The organism is Cryobacterium sp. TMS1-20-1 (assembly GCF_004402355.1).
In the GTDB taxonomy this organism is placed as follows: Bacteria; Actinomycetota; Actinomycetes; order Actinomycetales; family Microbacteriaceae; genus Cryobacterium; species Cryobacterium levicorallinum.
Genome location: NZ_SOGF01000023.1, coordinates 75201 through 90560 on the forward strand (window position 1 = coordinate 75201; position 15360 = coordinate 90560).

Annotated in this window: 10 protein-coding genes; 3 read left to right on the forward strand and 7 right to left on the reverse strand. The window is 64.2% G+C overall.

All coding sequences use genetic code 11. The features are described 5' to 3' along the window. Nucleotides 1–58 precede the first annotated feature (58 nt). A complete protein-coding gene (uvrC, locus tag E3O45_RS04715) occupies nt 59–1963 on the reverse strand; it encodes an excinuclease ABC subunit UvrC (RefSeq protein WP_134442132.1) in 1905 nt (634 codons plus the stop codon). A 14-nt stretch (nt 1964–1977) separates the two neighbouring features. Then, nucleotides 1978–4845, reverse strand: a complete 2868-nt coding sequence (gene uvrA, locus E3O45_RS04720; RefSeq protein ID WP_134442133.1) for an excinuclease ABC subunit UvrA — start codon at nt 4843–4845, stop codon at nt 1978–1980. Nucleotides 4846–4981: 136 nt separating this feature from the next. Between uvrA and E3O45_RS04725 the strand changes: the two genes are divergently transcribed. From E3O45_RS04725 to E3O45_RS04735, 3 genes are all read left to right on the forward strand, one after another. Then, a complete protein-coding gene (locus E3O45_RS04725) occupies nt 4982–5590 on the forward strand; it encodes a PadR family transcriptional regulator (protein ID WP_092448542.1) in 609 nt (202 codons plus the stop codon). Next, nucleotides 5587–6315 (forward strand): ABC transporter ATP-binding protein, encoded by a 729-nt coding sequence (locus E3O45_RS04730; protein ID WP_134442135.1) that lies wholly within the window; start codon nt 5587–5589, stop codon nt 6313–6315. Before E3O45_RS04725 ends, E3O45_RS04730 begins: the two co-directional genes overlap by 4 nt. Before the next feature lie 71 nt (nt 6316–6386). Next, the gene (locus E3O45_RS04735) at nt 6387–9155 is read left to right on the forward strand and encodes an FtsX-like permease family protein (protein ID WP_166789399.1); all 2769 of its coding nucleotides are present in this window, start codon (nt 6387–6389) and stop codon (nt 9153–9155) included. Between the two features lie 133 nt (nt 9156–9288). Here the strand turns inward: E3O45_RS04735 and uvrB are convergent, their stop codons facing one another. From uvrB to rpsA, 5 genes are all read right to left on the reverse strand, one after another. Then, nucleotides 9289–11352: an excinuclease ABC subunit UvrB gene (uvrB, locus tag E3O45_RS04740; RefSeq protein ID WP_092448539.1), complete on the reverse strand. Its 2064-nt coding sequence runs from the start codon at nt 11350–11352 to the stop codon at nt 9289–9291. A 29-nt stretch (nt 11353–11381) separates the two neighbouring features. Beyond that, nucleotides 11382–12047, reverse strand: a complete 666-nt coding sequence (gene coaE / locus E3O45_RS04745) for a dephospho-CoA kinase (RefSeq protein ID WP_134442139.1) — start codon at nt 12045–12047, stop codon at nt 11382–11384. Further along, entirely contained in the window at nt 12038–12406 is a 369-nt protein-coding gene (locus E3O45_RS18350; protein ID WP_134442141.1) for a nuclear transport factor 2 family protein, read from the reverse strand. The genes coaE and E3O45_RS18350 overlap by 10 nt, the downstream gene beginning before the upstream one ends. An 18-nt stretch (nt 12407–12424) precedes the next feature. Further along, nucleotides 12425–13438: a response regulator gene (locus E3O45_RS04755; protein ID WP_134442143.1), complete on the reverse strand. Its 1014-nt coding sequence runs from the start codon at nt 13436–13438 to the stop codon at nt 12425–12427. 299 nt (nt 13439–13737) lie between these two features. After that, nucleotides 13738–15192, reverse strand: coding sequence for a 30S ribosomal protein S1 (gene rpsA, locus E3O45_RS04760; RefSeq protein ID WP_092448535.1), 1455 nt, complete (start codon nt 15190–15192; stop codon nt 13738–13740). Nucleotides 15193–15360 lie beyond the last annotated feature (168 nt).

Below are 15360 nucleotides of genomic sequence, written 5' to 3' on the forward strand. Positions count from 1 at the left end.
TTCAAAGCGCCTTAATGAAAAGTTGTGGGACTATCCAGCCTACCCAGCGGTGGGCGGTTCACGCGCGCAAATGGGCATGGATCGCCTCGGCCAGCACCGGGCCGATGCCGCGAACATCTGCTATTTCCTGCACGGATGCGACCTTGAGCCGGGCCACCGAACCGAAATGCTGCAGCAGCACCTTGACCCGGGCGGGGCCGAGCCCGGCAATCTCCCCCAAGATCGAGGCTACGTCCTTCTTACGTCGGATGCGCTGATGGGTGATGGCAAACCGGTGAGCTTCGTCGCGGATGCGCTGGATCAGGAACAGCGCGTCGCTGTTGCGCGGCAGAATCACCGGGTAGTCGGAGTCGGGCAGCCAAATTTCTTCGAGCCGCTTGGCGATGCCACACAGTTGAATTCCGGTCACGCCCGATTCAGCGAGTGCCCGTTTGGCTGCGGCGACCTGCGGCTGGCCGCCGTCGACGATGAGCAGGTTGGGCTGGTACTTGAATTTGGCTCGCTTCTGCTCGACCTGGGCGATGTCGCTCTGACCGGCGACTGCGGTCGGAGCGGGATCTGCGGCATCCGCTGCCCCGGATTCGGGTTTCAGGTAGGCCAGCCGGCGCGTGAGAATCTGGTAGATCGAGTCGGTGTCGTCGGTGGACACTGGAATGTTGAAGCGGCGGTATTCGTCTTTGCGGGGTAACCCGTCTTCGAAGACAACCATCGATGCGACGATGTTGGTGCCGCTGAGGTGGGATACGTCGTAGCATTCCATCCGCAGCGGCGCGGCCGGCATCTCCAGGGCTTCCTGAATGTCTTCGAGCGCCTTCGACCGTGCCACGAAGTCGGAGCTACGCCGGGTTTTGTAGAGCATGAGGGCCTGTTTGGCGTTGTTGGTGGCCGTGACGAGGAGGGCGGCCTTCTCGCCGCGCTGCGCGGCCACCAGCCGCACCTTGCGCCCGGCCAGGTCGGCCAGCCAGGTCTCGAGGGCTTCCGCGTCGTCGGGCAGTTCGGGAAGTACGATTTCGCGCGGCGGCTTCGACTCGTTGTTGTAGGCCGTCTGCATCATGGAGTCGATGAGCTCGCTCCTGGTCACGTCGAGCTCCTTGTCGACCATCCAACCGCGCACACCGCGGATGCGACCGCCCCGCACGATGAACAGCTGCACGGCGGCGGCCAGCTCGTCCTGCTCGATGGCGAACAGGTCGATGTCGACGTTGTCCCGCAGCACGACGGCGCTCTTCTCGAGTACGGCGTTGAGCGCCCGCACCTGGTCGCGCCGTTTGCCGGCGATTTCGTACTGCTGCGCCGCTGCTGCGTCTTTCATCTCCTGGGTGAGCTCGTTGATGAGTTTCTTGTCGTGACTCCTCATGAAGCTGACGAACTCATTGACGATCTTGCGGTGATCCTCCATCGAGACCAGGCCGGAGCAGGGGCCGAAGCAGCGCCCGATCTGGCCGGCGAAACACGGCTTGCCGCTCTGCATGGCCCGTTTGTAGTTGGCGTTGTTGCAGGTGCGGATGGGGAAGGCCTTGAGCATGAGCTCGATGGTTTCGTGCACGGCCCACACCTTGGGGTACGGCCCGAAGTAGCGGGCGCCCTTGATATTCTCGGTGCGGGTGACGAGAGCGCGCGGCGCCTCATCGCCCAGGGTGACGGCGAGGTAGGGGTAGGACTTGTCGTCCTTGAACTGCACGTTGAACGGCGGATCGAACTCGTTGATCCACATCCACTCGAGCTGTAGGGCTTCAACCTCGGTGCCGACGACCGTCCACTCGACCCCGGTCGCGGTGGTGACCATGCGGCGGGTACGTTCGTGCAGGCTGTACAGCGGCGCGAAGTAGTTGCTCAGCCGGGCCCGCAGGTTCTTGGCCTTGCCGACATAGAGGATGCGCCCGGTCGCATCGCGAAACCGGTAGACCCCGGGGGTCGTGGGAATCTCGCCCGTTTTCGGGCGATAGCTCAGGGCATCGGACATGGCCTCGCGGCCGCCTAGCCGGCAGCCAGGACCTCCTTCAGGAAGGAACCGGTGAAGCTCTTCTTGACCGTGGCGAGGTGCTCAGGGGTGCCGGTCGCGAGTACCTTGCCACCGCCGGAACCACCCTCTGGGCCGAGGTCGATCACCCAGTCGGCGGACTTGATGACGTCGAGGTTGTGCTCGATCACGATGACGGTGTTGCCCTTGTCGACGAGGCTGTTGAGCACGAGCAGCAGTTTGCGCACGTCTTCGAAGTGCAGGCCCGTGGTCGGCTCGTCGAGCACGTATACGCTGCGACCGTTGGAACGGCGCTGCAGCTCCGTGGCGAGTTTCACCCGCTGGGCCTCGCCGCCGGAGAGGGTCGTGGCGCTCTGGCCGAGGCGCACATAGCCCAGTCCGACCTCGACCAGCGTATTGAGAAAACGGTGGATCGACGAGATCGGCTCGAAGAAATCGGCCGCCTCGCTGATCGGCATGTCGAGTACCTCGGCGATGTTCTTGCCCTTGTAATGCACGGTGAGGGTGTCGCGGTTGTACCGGTCTCCCCCGCACACCTCGCAGGCCACGTACACGTCGGGCAGAAAGTTCATCTCGATCTTGATGGTGCCGTCACCCGAGCAGGCTTCACAGCGGCCGCCCTTGACGTTGAAGCTGAAGCGACCGGGCAGGTATCCGCGGGTCTTCGATTCGATGGTCTCGGAGAACAGGGTGCGGATCTTGTCGAACACGCCGGTGTAGGTGGCCGGGTTGGAGCGCGGGGTTCGGCCAATGGGTGCCTGGTCAACGTGGATGACCTTGTCGAGCTGCTCGAGACCGGTGACCCTGGTGTGCTTGCCGGGCAGCTTGCGGGCGCCGTTCAGCCGATTGGCGAGCACGCGGTAGAGGATGTCGTTGACCAGCGATGACTTGCCGGATCCGCTGACCCCGGTTACGGCGGTGAAGGTGCCGAGCGGGAACGTCACCGAGACCTTTTGCAGGTTGTTGGCCTCGGCACCGGTGACGCCGATGAGACGCTCCGGATCGATCGGGCGGCGGGTCGTCGGGGTGGCGATGGACTTGCGCCCGGCCAGGTAGTCGCCGGTGAGCGACTTGGTGTTGGCGAGCAGCCCCTCGTAGGAGCCGGAGTGCACGACGTGTCCTCCGTTGACCCCGGCGCCGGGGCCGATGTCGACGATCCAGTCAGCGGTTTTGATGGTGTCTTCGTCGTGTTCGACCACGATGAGCGTGTTGCCGAGGTCGCGCAGGGTGACCAGCGTCTCGATCAGGCGACGGTTGTCACGCTGGTGCAGGCCGATGCTGGGTTCATCGAGCACGTAGAGCACCCCGGTGAGCCCGGAACCAATTTGAGTGGCCAAGCGGATGCGTTGTGCCTCACCGCCGGAGAGGGTCGCCGCAGCCCGGGCGAGGTTGAGGTAGTTGAGCCCGACTCGAATGAGAAAGTCGAGGCGCGCGCGAATCTCGCGCAGAACCTGCGCGGCGATGGCGGCCTCGCGGTCGGTGAGCGTGAGCTGGTCCATGAACTCGCGGGCGTCGCTCAAACTGAGCGCGCAGACATCCGCAATGCTCGCGTCGTGCACGAGCACGGCGAGCACCTCGGGCTTGAGCCTCGTGCCCTTGCAGACGTGGCAGTCGACCTCGCGCAGGTATTCCGACCAGCGCTGCCGCTGGGTGTCGCTCTCGGCCTGCAGGTACTGGCGTTCGATGTAGGGCACGACACCCTCGAAGCCGGAGGTGTAGCTCATTTCACGCCCGTAGCGGTTCTTCCATTTGACCCGCACCTCGAAGTTATCGCCGCGCATGACGGCGTTCTGCACCTCGCTGGTCAGGTCACCCCAGGGGGTGTCGAGCGAGAAATCGAGGTCGCGGGCGAGACCGTCGAGGAGCTTCTCGTAGTACTGGAACAGGCCCTTGCCCTGGGTGGTCCAGGGCAGCACGACACCCTCGGCGATACTCAGGTCCGGGTCGCCGAGCAGCAGGTCTTCGTCGACCGACATGCGGGTGCCCAGGCCGGAGCACTCCGGGCAGGCGCCGAATGGGGCATTGAACGAGAAGGTGCGCGGTTCGATTTCGGTCAGCTGCACCGGGTGGTTGTTCGGGCAGGAGAGCTTCTCGGAGTAGTTTTGCCAGGCCTTGTCGCCTTCCTCGTCGAGAAAGTTGATCTGCACGAGGCCGTCGGTGAGCTTGAGCGCCGTTTCGAGCGAGTCGGTGAGGCGACTGAGCAGTTCGGGGCCGGCGACCAGACGGTCGACAACAACGGAAATGTCGTGCTTCTGCTGCTTCTTGAGAGTGGGCGGTTCGCTCAGCTGAATCTGGGTGCCGTCGACGATCGCACGGGAGTAACCGCCACCGGCGAGCTCTTGGAAGAGGTCGACAAATTCGCCCTTCTTCTGCGAAATGACCGGGCTGACCACCTGGTAGCGGATGCCCGCCTTCAGTTCCATCAGCTGGTCGGCGATCTGCTGCACGGTCTGCGACTGGATGATCTCGCCACAGATCGCGCAGTGCGGCACGCCGATACGGGCCCAGAGCAGGCGCATGTAGTCGTAGATCTCGGTGATCGTGCCGACCGTGGACCGCGGGTTGCGGTTGGTGGACTTCTGGTCGATCGAGACCGCGGGGCTCAAACCCTCGATGAAGTCCACGTCGGGGCGGTCAACCTGCCCGAGGAACTGCCGAGCGTAGGCCGAGAGTGACTCCACGTAGCGGCGCTGGCCCTCGGCGAAGATGGTGTCGAAGGCGAGCGACGACTTTCCCGAACCGGAGAGACCCGTGAAGACCACGAGCGCATCGCGCGGAATCTCCAGATCTACGTTGTGAAGGTTGTGTACGCGGGCTCCGCGCACACTGAGTTTGGGACCTGTTTCTACCTTGGTAATCGACACTCATTGAGTCTATGCAACGCCGCTGACAGTGCCTGACAGCAAGCATCGCCGAGAGCGAACACCGGCACATCCCGATATTGTTTCAGAGTATGTATATACTCGGTGACTAATAGCCGTTTGAATTGCCGGAGGTCGTATGTCTGTTCGCCAGAGTCTGCTCGCCATCCTGAACCAGGGGCCGTGCTACGGCTACCAGTTGCGGGCCGAATTCGACCGGCGCACCGGGTCGACCTGGCCGCTCAACGTTGGCCAGATCTACAACACCCTCGATCGGCTGGAGCGCGACGGTCTGGTGCAGAAGGCCGATATCGACGCCGACGGTCAGAATTACGTCGAGATAACGGATGCCGGACGGGCGGAGGTCGCCGACTGGCTCGGCTCCCCCGTGGTGCGCACAATGGCCACCCGTGACGAGCTCGCCATCAAGCTCGCGATCGCTGTAACGCTGCCCGGCGTCGACATCGCCCAGGTGATTCAGGTACAGCGCACCGCCACCATGCGCACCCTGCAGGAACTGACCCGCACCAAGAACGCGACCGCCGACCCGGAATCATCCGAGCAGCTGGCCTGGCTGCTCGTGATCGACTCGCTCATCTTCGCCGCCGAGGCGGAAGCACGCTGGCTCGACCACTCGGAGCACCGGCTGGCCAGAGCCCGCGCGGCCGGCCTGGCCGCTCCGCTGCCGCTCAACACCGAGGTACCCAAGCGCGGTCGCCCGGCCAAGACTGCAGCGGCCAACGCATGACCGGCTCCGACATTCTCTTGCAGCTCGACGGAATCTCGATGCAGTATGGCCGCGGCGAGACCGCGATCACCGCGCTTGCGGGAGTCGACCTGTCGGTGCGCCGCGGCGAACTCGTGGCCGTGATGGGGGCATCCGGTTCGGGAAAATCGACCCTTCTAGCGGTGGCCGGCGGACTCACCCCACCGACGGCCGGGGAGGTCGTCGTCGAAGGGCACTGGCTGAGCCAGCTCTCGGCCCGCGAACTCGCGACCCTGCGCCGGCGCAGCCTCGGCTTCGTGTTTCAGGATTTCAACCTGATTCCCTCACTGACCGCGCTCGAAAACGTGAGCCTGCCACTCGAACTCGACGGGTGGACGTCAAAGAAAGCGCACCGTCCAGCCCTCGATGCGCTCAATATCGTCGAGCTCGGTGACCGGGCCCAGCATTTCCCCTCAGATTTGTCGGGCGGCCAGCAGCAGCGGGTGGCGATCGCCCGCGCCGTCGTCGGCGGCCGGTCGTTGATTCTCGCCGATGAACCCACCGGCGCGCTCGATAGCACGACCGGCGAGCTTGTGTTGCGGATGCTCCGCTCGCGAGTCGACGCCGGTGCCGGCGGCATTCTGGTCACCCATGATGCCCGCCACGCGGCCTGGGCCGACCGGATCGTCTTCCTGCGCGACGGGCGCATTGTGGACGAGTCGCGGGCATCCGCTGTGTCGAGCCTGCTGAGCGGGCTGCCGGCATGAGCGTTGAGCCGAGTTCGCTTGGCGGGAAGCGTTCGGGTAGTACCCGGATCGCGTTTCGGATCGCCCGGCGAATGGCCCTGCAATCCCGCGGCCGCAGCGCGCTGATCGCGCTGCTCGTGGCCATTCCCGTGGCCGGACTGGTCGGAATCACCACGGTGGACGCGAGCAACACCGCCTCCCCGGCCGAACGGGTCATGCTCGAACTCGGCTCGACAGAGGCGCGGGTGATGATCGTCGCGTCGCCCGACCCGAAGTTCACCCAGGACCCGCTCAACGACCGCAGTTGGGGGCCGAGCGACGAGGCATTCAACGGCGAAGCCGCGCAGTCCATCGAGCCGGAGCCCGTCACCGCCGCCGCGCTGTTCCCAGCCGGAACCCGTTTGTTGTCCATAAGGCAGGCCAACATCGTCGCCGAGACGAAGAACGGACTCGGCTCCTTCACTGCGGTGCAGGGACAGCCGTGGGATGCGTCCTTCGCCGGAAAATGGGATGTCACCAACGGTTCCGCACCCGCGAATGATGGCGAGATCATGGTAACCGCCGCCACGCTCGACCGCTTGGGGGCAACGGTCGGGTCGACGGCTGTGATCACCGCCCCCGAGCCCGGCGAGTTCACCATCGTCGGCACGATCCGAAGCGCCTCGCTCGACGACGCGGCGGTCTCGTTCTACGGTCTCCCCGGCGCCTTCGACGGGGTCCTGCCCGATGATTCCGACCTGCTGACCGAGTGGTATCTGCCCGACACACCGCTGACCTGGAGCCAGATCGGCGACCTCAACCCGCGCGGCGCCACCGTGCTCTCCCGCTCCGTGCTGCTCGACCCGCCGCCGGTGGGCAGCTATCCTCTGGACGGCACCGTCTCCTTGAGCTTTTTTGATTCATTCCTCATTCTGCTCGGCGGCTTCGCCCTGTTCGAGGTGGCCCTGCTCGCCGGCGCCGCGTTCACCGTCGGCGCCCGAACCCAGCAGCGCACCCTGGCAACCCTGGCCAGCGTCGGCGGCGACAAACGGATGCTGTTTCGCGTTATGTCCTTCGGCGGCGTCATCCTCGGCGCCGTCGGAGCGGGCCTGGGAACGTTGCTCGGCCTGGCCGGCGCATGGATCTTCATGCAGATTTCGGCGAACGGCAGCGCGGCGCGGTATCCGGGGTTTCACCTCGATCTGCTGTCGCTGCTGATCATCGCGGCTTTCGCCGTTCTCGCCGGCTGGTGCGCTGCCGCGGTGCCGGCCCGGGCAGCCGGCCGGATCGACGTTCTGGGAGCGCTCCGCGGCGCCCTACGTCCGCCGCGCCCGACGCGGCGACGCCCAGTGGCCGGGATCATCCTGCTGGCCCTCGGTGCGATCGTCGCTGTGACCGGCGGACTGGTCGAGCTCGCCGCGTACCTCCCCGTCTATCAGGTGTGGCTGGCCAATTTCGGAATCGGCCTGATCATCGCCGGGCCGGTGATCATGCAGCTCGGAGCGGTGTTCCTCGCTCCGCTGATTCTGCGCTGGGCCGCCGGGCTCGCCTCACGGTTCGGCCCCGGCGCCAGACTGGCGACCCGGGACGTGGCCCGGAATCCCGGGCGCAGCGTGCCGGCCCTCGCTGCCATCATGAGCTGCGTTTTCGTCGCCGCCTTCGCGATGAGCCTCATCTCGACCTTCCAGGTGAACTCGATCAAGGACTACTACTATTCTGTTCCCGAGGACACGGCCTGGGTGAGCCTGAACGCCTACGTCGACGAACCGCCGTACGGGACGATGCTGCTGGAGAGCGGACCAGAGGTTCGTAACGCCTTGGACGGGGCCTTCCCCGACTCCCGGGCGCGCCTGCTCAACAGCGTCGCGAACCCGCCCTCATGGGTCGAGACCCCGGCCGACGACGAGACCGCAACCGGCAGCACTGCCCCCGTTTTCGCGTACCCGCGCCTCGATCCGGGCACGGCGTGCCCGAGCGACGCGACTCGGTCGGAGGCCGGTCATCAGGAAGATCGCACCGACATTCGCTGCCCGACGCCGTACTACCTCGATCCGATGATGTCGAGCATCAGCGAACACATCTGGGTGGGCGACCTAGCAGATTTCGCTGCCATTCTCGGCGTGCCGGTGTCAGACGAGTCCCGGGCCACGCTCGCCGCCGGCGGTGCGGTAAGCACCTACCAGCAGTACGTGGTCGATGACACGATCCACCTCGACTGGATGGCCACCCTCGACGCAACCGTGGCACCGGCCCGCAGCGTGGCGCTGGCCGGGAGCGTGCAGTCGCCGGAGCATCCGCTGCCGTATGCGATCTTCATGCTCACGGAGACGGCCGATTCCCTGGAGCTGGACCATCGACCAACCATGGTCGTCAGCAGCCTCAATGCGGCTCCGACTCAGGCACAGCAAGACCAGGTGCAGGGGGCCGTCACCGCCGTCGAACCAGGTCTGTTCGTGCAGGTCGAGCCAGGGCCACAGGCCTTCGGCGCATCGTGGAGCTGGGTTCTCGTTGCCCTCACCGCGATCATCGCATTGGTCACGGCGTCGATCACCATCGGACTCGCCCGCGCTGACGGGCACCGGGACAACGCGGTGCTCACCTCGCTCGGGGCATCTCCACGGGTACGCCGGGCGTTCGGGTTCTGGCAGGCGGTGGTGATCGTCGGCCTCGGCAGCATTATTGGGGTGCTGCTCGGCCTGGTGCCGTCGCTCGCGCTGTCGCTGACCCGCGATACCGCTGGACAGTCTCTGCTGCCGTTCACGCCCCCGTGGCTGCAGCTCGCCCTGATCGTGGTGGCGCTGCCGGCGGTCGTCGCGGTCGGTGGTGCACTCACGGCCGGCGGCAACCGCACCCGGTTCAGCAATCGGGCCGCGTTCGACTGAGTCGGACGGGGCATCCGCTCTCCTGGCACTGGTTTGAGAAGTTGGCCCTGGTTTGAACAAGTGCCAGCTTCTCAAACACGTGCCTTGATCCGAAACGGGAGCTGTGACGGCCCGGTCGGTGGCGCGGTCGCGGTTACTGCAGGTGGCCGGCCTTCTCCATCTGGCGCAACTCGCGCTTGAGCTCGGAGAGCTCGTCACGCAGGCGGGCGGCGAGCTCGAACTTCAGCTCGCCAGCAGCCTCGAGCATCTGCGAATTGAGGTCGGCGATGATCGACTCGAGGTCGTTGGCACCGTTCGCTGCCAGGCCGACCCGGCGGTTGGGCGTCGACGACTTACGGCGGGCATCGCGACCGGCGAGAAGTTCGGCGGTGTCGGCCTCTTCGCGGGCGAGGGCCTCGGTGATATCGCCGATGCGTTTGCGCAGCGGGGTCGGATCGATGCCGTGCAGCGTGTTGTAGGCGACCTGCTTCTCGCGGCGGCGGTCGGTCTCGTCGATCGCTTTCTCCATCGAGGCGGTGAGCCGGTCGGCGTACATGTGTACCTCGCCGGACACGTTGCGGGCGGCGCGCCCGATGGTCTGGATGAGCGACGTGGCCGAGCGCAGGAAGCCCTCCTTGTCGGCGTCGAGGATGGCGACGAGGGATACCTCGGGCAGGTCGAGGCCCTCACGCAGCAGGTTGATGCCGACGAGCACGTCGTAGATTCCGGCGCGCAGTTCGGTGAGCAGCTCCACCCGGCGCAGGGTGTCGACGTCCGAGTGCAGGTAGCGCACCCGTACCCCAGCCTCGGTGAGAAAGTCGGTGAGGTTCTCGGCCATCTTCTTGGTGAGCGTCGTGACCAGCACGCGTTCGTTGCGTTCAGAACGCTTCTTGATCTCTTCGAGCAGGTCGTCGATCTGGCCTTTGCTCGGCTTGACGATGATTTGCGGGTCGATCAGGCCGGTCGGGCGGATGATCTGCTCGACGATGCCATCCGCTATGCCCATCTCGTATTTACCCGGCGTGGCCGACAGATACACGGTCTGGCCGACTCGGTTCTTGAACTCGTTGAATTTGAGCGGTCGGTTGTCGAGCGCGCTCGGCAGCCGAAAGCCGTGGTCGACGAGGGTGCGCTTGCGCGAGGAATCGCCCTCATACATGGCGCCGATCTGCGGCACGGTCACGTGCGACTCGTCGATGACCATGAGAAAGTCGTCGGGAAAATAGTCGAGCAGGCAGTGCGGGGCCTCCCCCGGTTCGCGCGCGTCGATGTGCCGGGAGTAGTTCTCAATACCCGAGCAGAAGCCGATCTGCTCCATCATCTCAAGGTCGAAGGTGGTGCGCATGCGCAGCCGCTGGGCTTCGAGCAGTTTGCCCTCGCGCTCGAGCACCTCGAGGCGGTCGGCCAGTTCGATTTCAATGGTGCCGATCGCCCGGCGCATGACGTCGTCGCTCGCGACATAGTGCGAGCCGGGAAAGACCGAGACCGCGTCGAGTGTCTTGACGATGTCACCGGTCAGCGGATGCAGGCTGTGCAGCGCCTCGATCTCGTCGCCGAACATCTCGATGCGAATCGCGAGCTCTTCGTACATGGGGATGATCTCGATGGTGTCGCCGCGAACCCGAAAGTTGCCGCGAGAGAAGTCGACATCGTTGCGCTTGTACTGCATGGCGACGAATTTGCGCACCAACCAGTCGCGACTGACCTTCTGCCCCACCTGCAGGGCGATCATGGCCTGCATGTAGCCTTCCGGCGTGCCCAGACCGTAGATGCACGACACCGTCGACACCACGATGACGTCGCGGCGGCTCAGCAGCGAGTTCGTGGTGGAGTGCCGCAGCCGTTCGACCTCTTCGTTGATTGAGGAATCCTTCTCGATGAAGGTGTCGGTCTGGGGTACGTAGGCTTCCGGCTGGTAGTAGTCGTAGTAGGAGACGAAGTATTCAACCGCATTGTTGGGCATGAGGTCGCGGAATTCGTTCACCAGCTGGGCGGCCAGCGTCTTATTGTGGGCCAGAACGAGCGTTGGACGTTGCACCTGCTCGATCAGCCAGGCGGTCGTCGCCGACTTGCCGGTGCCCGTGGCACCGAGCAGTACGATGTCGGTTTCGCCGGCGTTGATGCGGGCCGTCAGGTCGGCGATCGCGGACGGCTGATCGCCACTCGGCGTGTACTCACTGACCACTTCAAACGGGTTCACAGAGCGCGTTGGTTCCATACCTTCATTCTACAAAGGCGGTCTGACAGTCAGTCTTGCGCAGCAGAAGACGGCGAGCGGATGCCGTCGGTCACAGCGATCTTGCCGGCTTCAGCCGCGAGAACCCGCTCCCAGAGCGCGTCGACCGGCGCTAGTGTCGCGGCGGTGGACCCGGTGTTGTTGATCACAACGTCAGCGATGGCGAGGCGCTCCTCGTCAGTGGCCTGGGCTCCAATCCGCTGAGTAGCTTCCGCCTCGGTCAACCCGCGGAGGTCGATCATGCGCTGAATTCGGGTTGCGGCATCGGCGTGCACGACCACGACGAGATCGAAGGTCACCAGGCCGCCGGCGACAGCCTCGGCCAAAAGCGGAACATCGTAAACCACGATGGCATGCGGATCGGCGGCGTCCGCGGCTGCAATCCGGTCGCGGGTGAGCTGGCGCACCGCCGGGTGGGTGATCGCGTTCAATCGTTCGCGTCGCTCCGGATCAGCGAAGATGATGGCACCGAGTGCCGGCCGATTGAGACTGCCATCCGGCAGCACCACACTATCGCCGAACTCCGCTTGGATCGCGGCGAGGCCGACAGTGCCGGGTGCGACGACCTCGCGGGCCAACTGGTCGGCGTCAATGCCCACAGCTCCGAGCTCCGCCAACCGTTTCGCCACTGTGCTCTTGCCCGAGGCGATACCGCCGGTCAGCCCAATCAGATACATCCCGCCAGACTATCTGCTGGCTCGGCTTGCTCCGCGCGCAAGCGCCAAGCGAATGCGCCGACTCCTCGCGGGGCCCCGCGTCGAAGTTTCGGTCTGGGTCCACTCGGATACCCGAAATCATCACCGCAGACCCAGTGTTGGTCGTCCCCGTAGTGCACGTTCGGGATGCCCTCGAATCGTTTTGCCAGGCTGGCCCGAACCTCGTCCTTGCCCACGTACTGGTCGCCACGGGGCGGAGTTCCCCGCGGCTTGGAGACGACGCAGTCGTTTGCGAAATAGCCCAGGATGGCGTCGAGGTCGTAGTCATTGCAGGCCCCCAGGAATCCCCCAAGCACTTCGCCTGCCAATTCCTCCCCCATGCGCGTCACCGTATCCGCTTATTCGAGGGCGCGCTTGATCTCAGCGAGGAACGCCTCACGGTTGAGGTCTGGTTTGTTCATGGCGACGACGGGTTGTCCTGGATCGCTGTCGACGGTGTCTTGTTCCTCGTTGGTGATCGCCGCATCGCCGGTCTCAGCAGATTTGACGCAGTAGGTGGGTTTCTCCACATCCGAAGTCACCTGCTCGATGGTTTCCCGGTCTTCGTCAACGACAAGAATGCGGCGGGGATAGGAACGATTGGGGCGCAACCCCAGCAGGGCAAGAGAATTCTGCAGTTCCGCTCGCTGGAGCGGTTTTTCCAGCACGGCCGCTGCGCCACGACTCAGCGCCACACTCATGTCCGCATCGCCGGCGATGACCACGACCGGAATTGATGCAAATTTTGGCGAATCATGCAGCTGCAGCAAAAAATTCCACCCGTCTATGCCCGGCAATTTCACGTCGAGGGTGATGAGGTTGAGCGGAATTTTGCGGGCGAGAACGAGCGCCTCCTCGCCGGTGGATGCTACAACCACCGCGAAACCTTCGGCTTCGAGGAAAAGACGGACGAGCTTCGCCGACTTGTGGTCGTCCTCGACCACCAGGGCAGTGGACGTTGCCCCTGACTCAGCCACTTCGGTAACGCCGTCACGGAGACCCGGGAAAAAGAATTCGGAATCGTGGTCAGCCGTGGCGATCACTTCGGGCAGGGAGCCTTCCCCGAGTGCAGTATCGTTCTCGTCCCCGGGTATCAAAGATTGCTGCGGTCCGGAGCCGGAAGATGCTCTGACCACGGCGCTGGCATTGGGCGCTGACGCCGTATCGGCAAGCGGATCGCCGTCGGTGGTCGTTCGGCCAGCACGGCGCGGCAGTCCGTTGGCTGACGATGACACAGCTCCGTCGAACGGTGTGCCTGCGTCGTCAGTCGAGCTCCGCCATTCAGAATTGTTCTCGACCCGGTTGTCGGTGTAAGTAACGGGACGAAAACTATTCATGAAACTCTCCGATGGGGCTGTGAAACCGTTGCGCACTGTGCCATTCCAGCCAGAAGCTGAATGCACATGGGGGATAGCCGCATCCGCTCGGCAATTTTGTGAATACCGGGACGCAACCAAGTAGAGGAAATTTCCTCACTATTAGGTATACCACGAACCACGACGTGTCTAATAACGGCTGCGTAGTGACGGCGGATGCCACTGTGCGCGCGGTCCGTCGGCATCCGCTTTCCTCGCCCCGGTTAAACACGTCGGGCCGCATCCCGAAAGATGCGGCCCGACGTGCGCAGTCACACTGCGTAGCTGTGAAACAGCGCTGTGGTTGAGCTGTGGTGCTAGTTGCCGCCGGAGAGCTTCTCGCGGAGAGCCGCGAGTGCTTCGTCGTCGGCGAGCGTGCCGGCGCCAGCCGACTCGCTCGAGAAAGCAGAGCCGGCCGGTGCGACGTCGCTGGGGGCAGCGATCTCGTCGTTCGCGGTCGAAACCTGCTTCTTGTGGGCTTCCCAGCGAGCCTGGGCTGCAGCGTAGTCCTGCTCCCACTTTTCGCGCTGCTCGTCAAAGCCTTCGCGCCACTCGTTGGTCTCGGAGTCGAAGCCCTCGGGGTACTTGTACTGGCCCTTGTCGTCGTACTCGGTGAGCATTCCGTAGAGCGCCGGGTCGAACTCGGTGCCGTCGGGGTCGACGCCATCGTTAGCCTGCTTGAGGCTCAACGAGATGCGGCGACGCTCGAGGTCAATGTCGATGACCTTGACGAAGACCTCGTCGCCGACCGAGACAACCTGCTCGGCGAGCTCGACGTGCTTGCCGGAGAGCTCGCTGATGTGCACGAGGCCCTCGATGCCCTCTGCGACGCGAACGAACGCGCCGAACGGAACGAGCTTGGTGACCTTACCCGGTGCAACCTGGCCGATGGCGTGGGTGCGGGCGAAGACCTGCCACGGGTCTTCCTGCGTTGCCTTGAGGGACAGCGAGACGCGCTCGCGCTCGAGGTCAACTTCGAGGATCTCGACGGTGACTTCCTGGCCAACTTCAACGACCTCGCTGGCGTGCTCAATGTGCTTCCAGCTGAGCTCGGAAACGTGAACCAGACCATCGACGCCGCCGAGGTCGACGAACGCGCCGAAGTTGACGATCGAGGAGACGACGCCCTTGCGGACCTGTCCCTTCTGGAGGTTGTTGAGGAACGTGGTGCGGCTTTCGCTCTGCGTCTGTTCGAGCAGGGCGCGACGCGACAGCACAACGTTGTTGCGGTTCTTGTCGAGTTCGAGGATCTTCGCTTCGATTTCCTGGCCCAGGTACGGGGTCAGGTCGCGAACGCGACGAAGTTCGATGAGCGATGCCGGCAGGAAGCCGCGCAGGCCGATGTCGACGATGAGTCCACCCTTGACGACCTCGATGACCGAACCGGTGACAACACCGTCGGACTCCTTGATCTTCTCAACGTCGCCCCATGCACGCTCGTACTGAGCGCGCTTCTTGGAGAGGATGAGGCGGCCTTCTTTGTCTTCTTTCTGAAGAACGAGGGCCTCGACCAGGTCGCCAACCTTGACAACCTCAGAGGGGTCAACGTCGTGCTTGATGGAAAGTTCGCGAGAGGGAATGACACCCTCAGTCTTGTACCCAACGTCGAGGAGAACCTCGTCGCGGTCGATCTTCACTACGGTGCCCTCGATGAGGTCTCCGTCGTTGAAGAATTTCAGAGTCTTTTCGACCGCGGCAAGAAAGTCTTCAGCAGATCCAATGTCGTTGATGGCGACCTGCTTGGGTGCCCGTTCGGTCGTTGCGATTGTCATGTAGTAGTTGCTCCAGGATGGACATAGTCGGGCCAGACGCGAAAAATAGTTCAGGTGTTTTTGGATGCTCCGCGGTACAGAAAGACCGTGGAACGCTCCGCGCATGGCAGCGGATAGGCGTCACAAATGTGACACTCCATACTAGCTACCCGACTCCCCCGCGGGCAA

What these genes read in the sequence shown, in the direction of transcription:
- uvrC (WP_134442132.1), bottom strand. Translation starts at nt 1,963, where the DNA reads ATGTCCGATGCCCTGAGCTATCGCCCGAAAACGGGCGAGATTCCCACG.
- E3O45_RS04725 (WP_092448542.1), top strand. Translation starts at nt 4,982, where the DNA reads ATGTCTGTTCGCCAGAGTCTGCTCGCCATCCTGAACCAGGGGCCGTGC.
- E3O45_RS04730 (WP_134442135.1), top strand. Translation starts at nt 5,587, where the DNA reads ATGACCGGCTCCGACATTCTCTTGCAGCTCGACGGAATCTCGATGCAG.
- E3O45_RS04735 (WP_166789399.1), top strand. Translation starts at nt 6,387, where the DNA reads ATGGCCCTGCAATCCCGCGGCCGCAGCGCGCTGATCGCGCTGCTCGTG.
- uvrB (WP_092448539.1), bottom strand. Translation starts at nt 11,352, where the DNA reads ATGGAACCAACGCGCTCTGTGAACCCGTTTGAAGTGGTCAGTGAGTAC.
- coaE (WP_134442139.1), bottom strand. Translation starts at nt 12,047, where the DNA reads ATGTATCTGATTGGGCTGACCGGCGGTATCGCCTCGGGCAAGAGCACA.
- E3O45_RS18350 (WP_134442141.1), bottom strand. Translation starts at nt 12,406, where the DNA reads ATGGGGGAGGAATTGGCAGGCGAAGTGCTTGGGGGATTCCTGGGGGCC.
- rpsA (WP_092448535.1), bottom strand. Translation starts at nt 15,192, where the DNA reads ATGACAATCGCAACGACCGAACGGGCACCCAAGCAGGTCGCCATCAAC.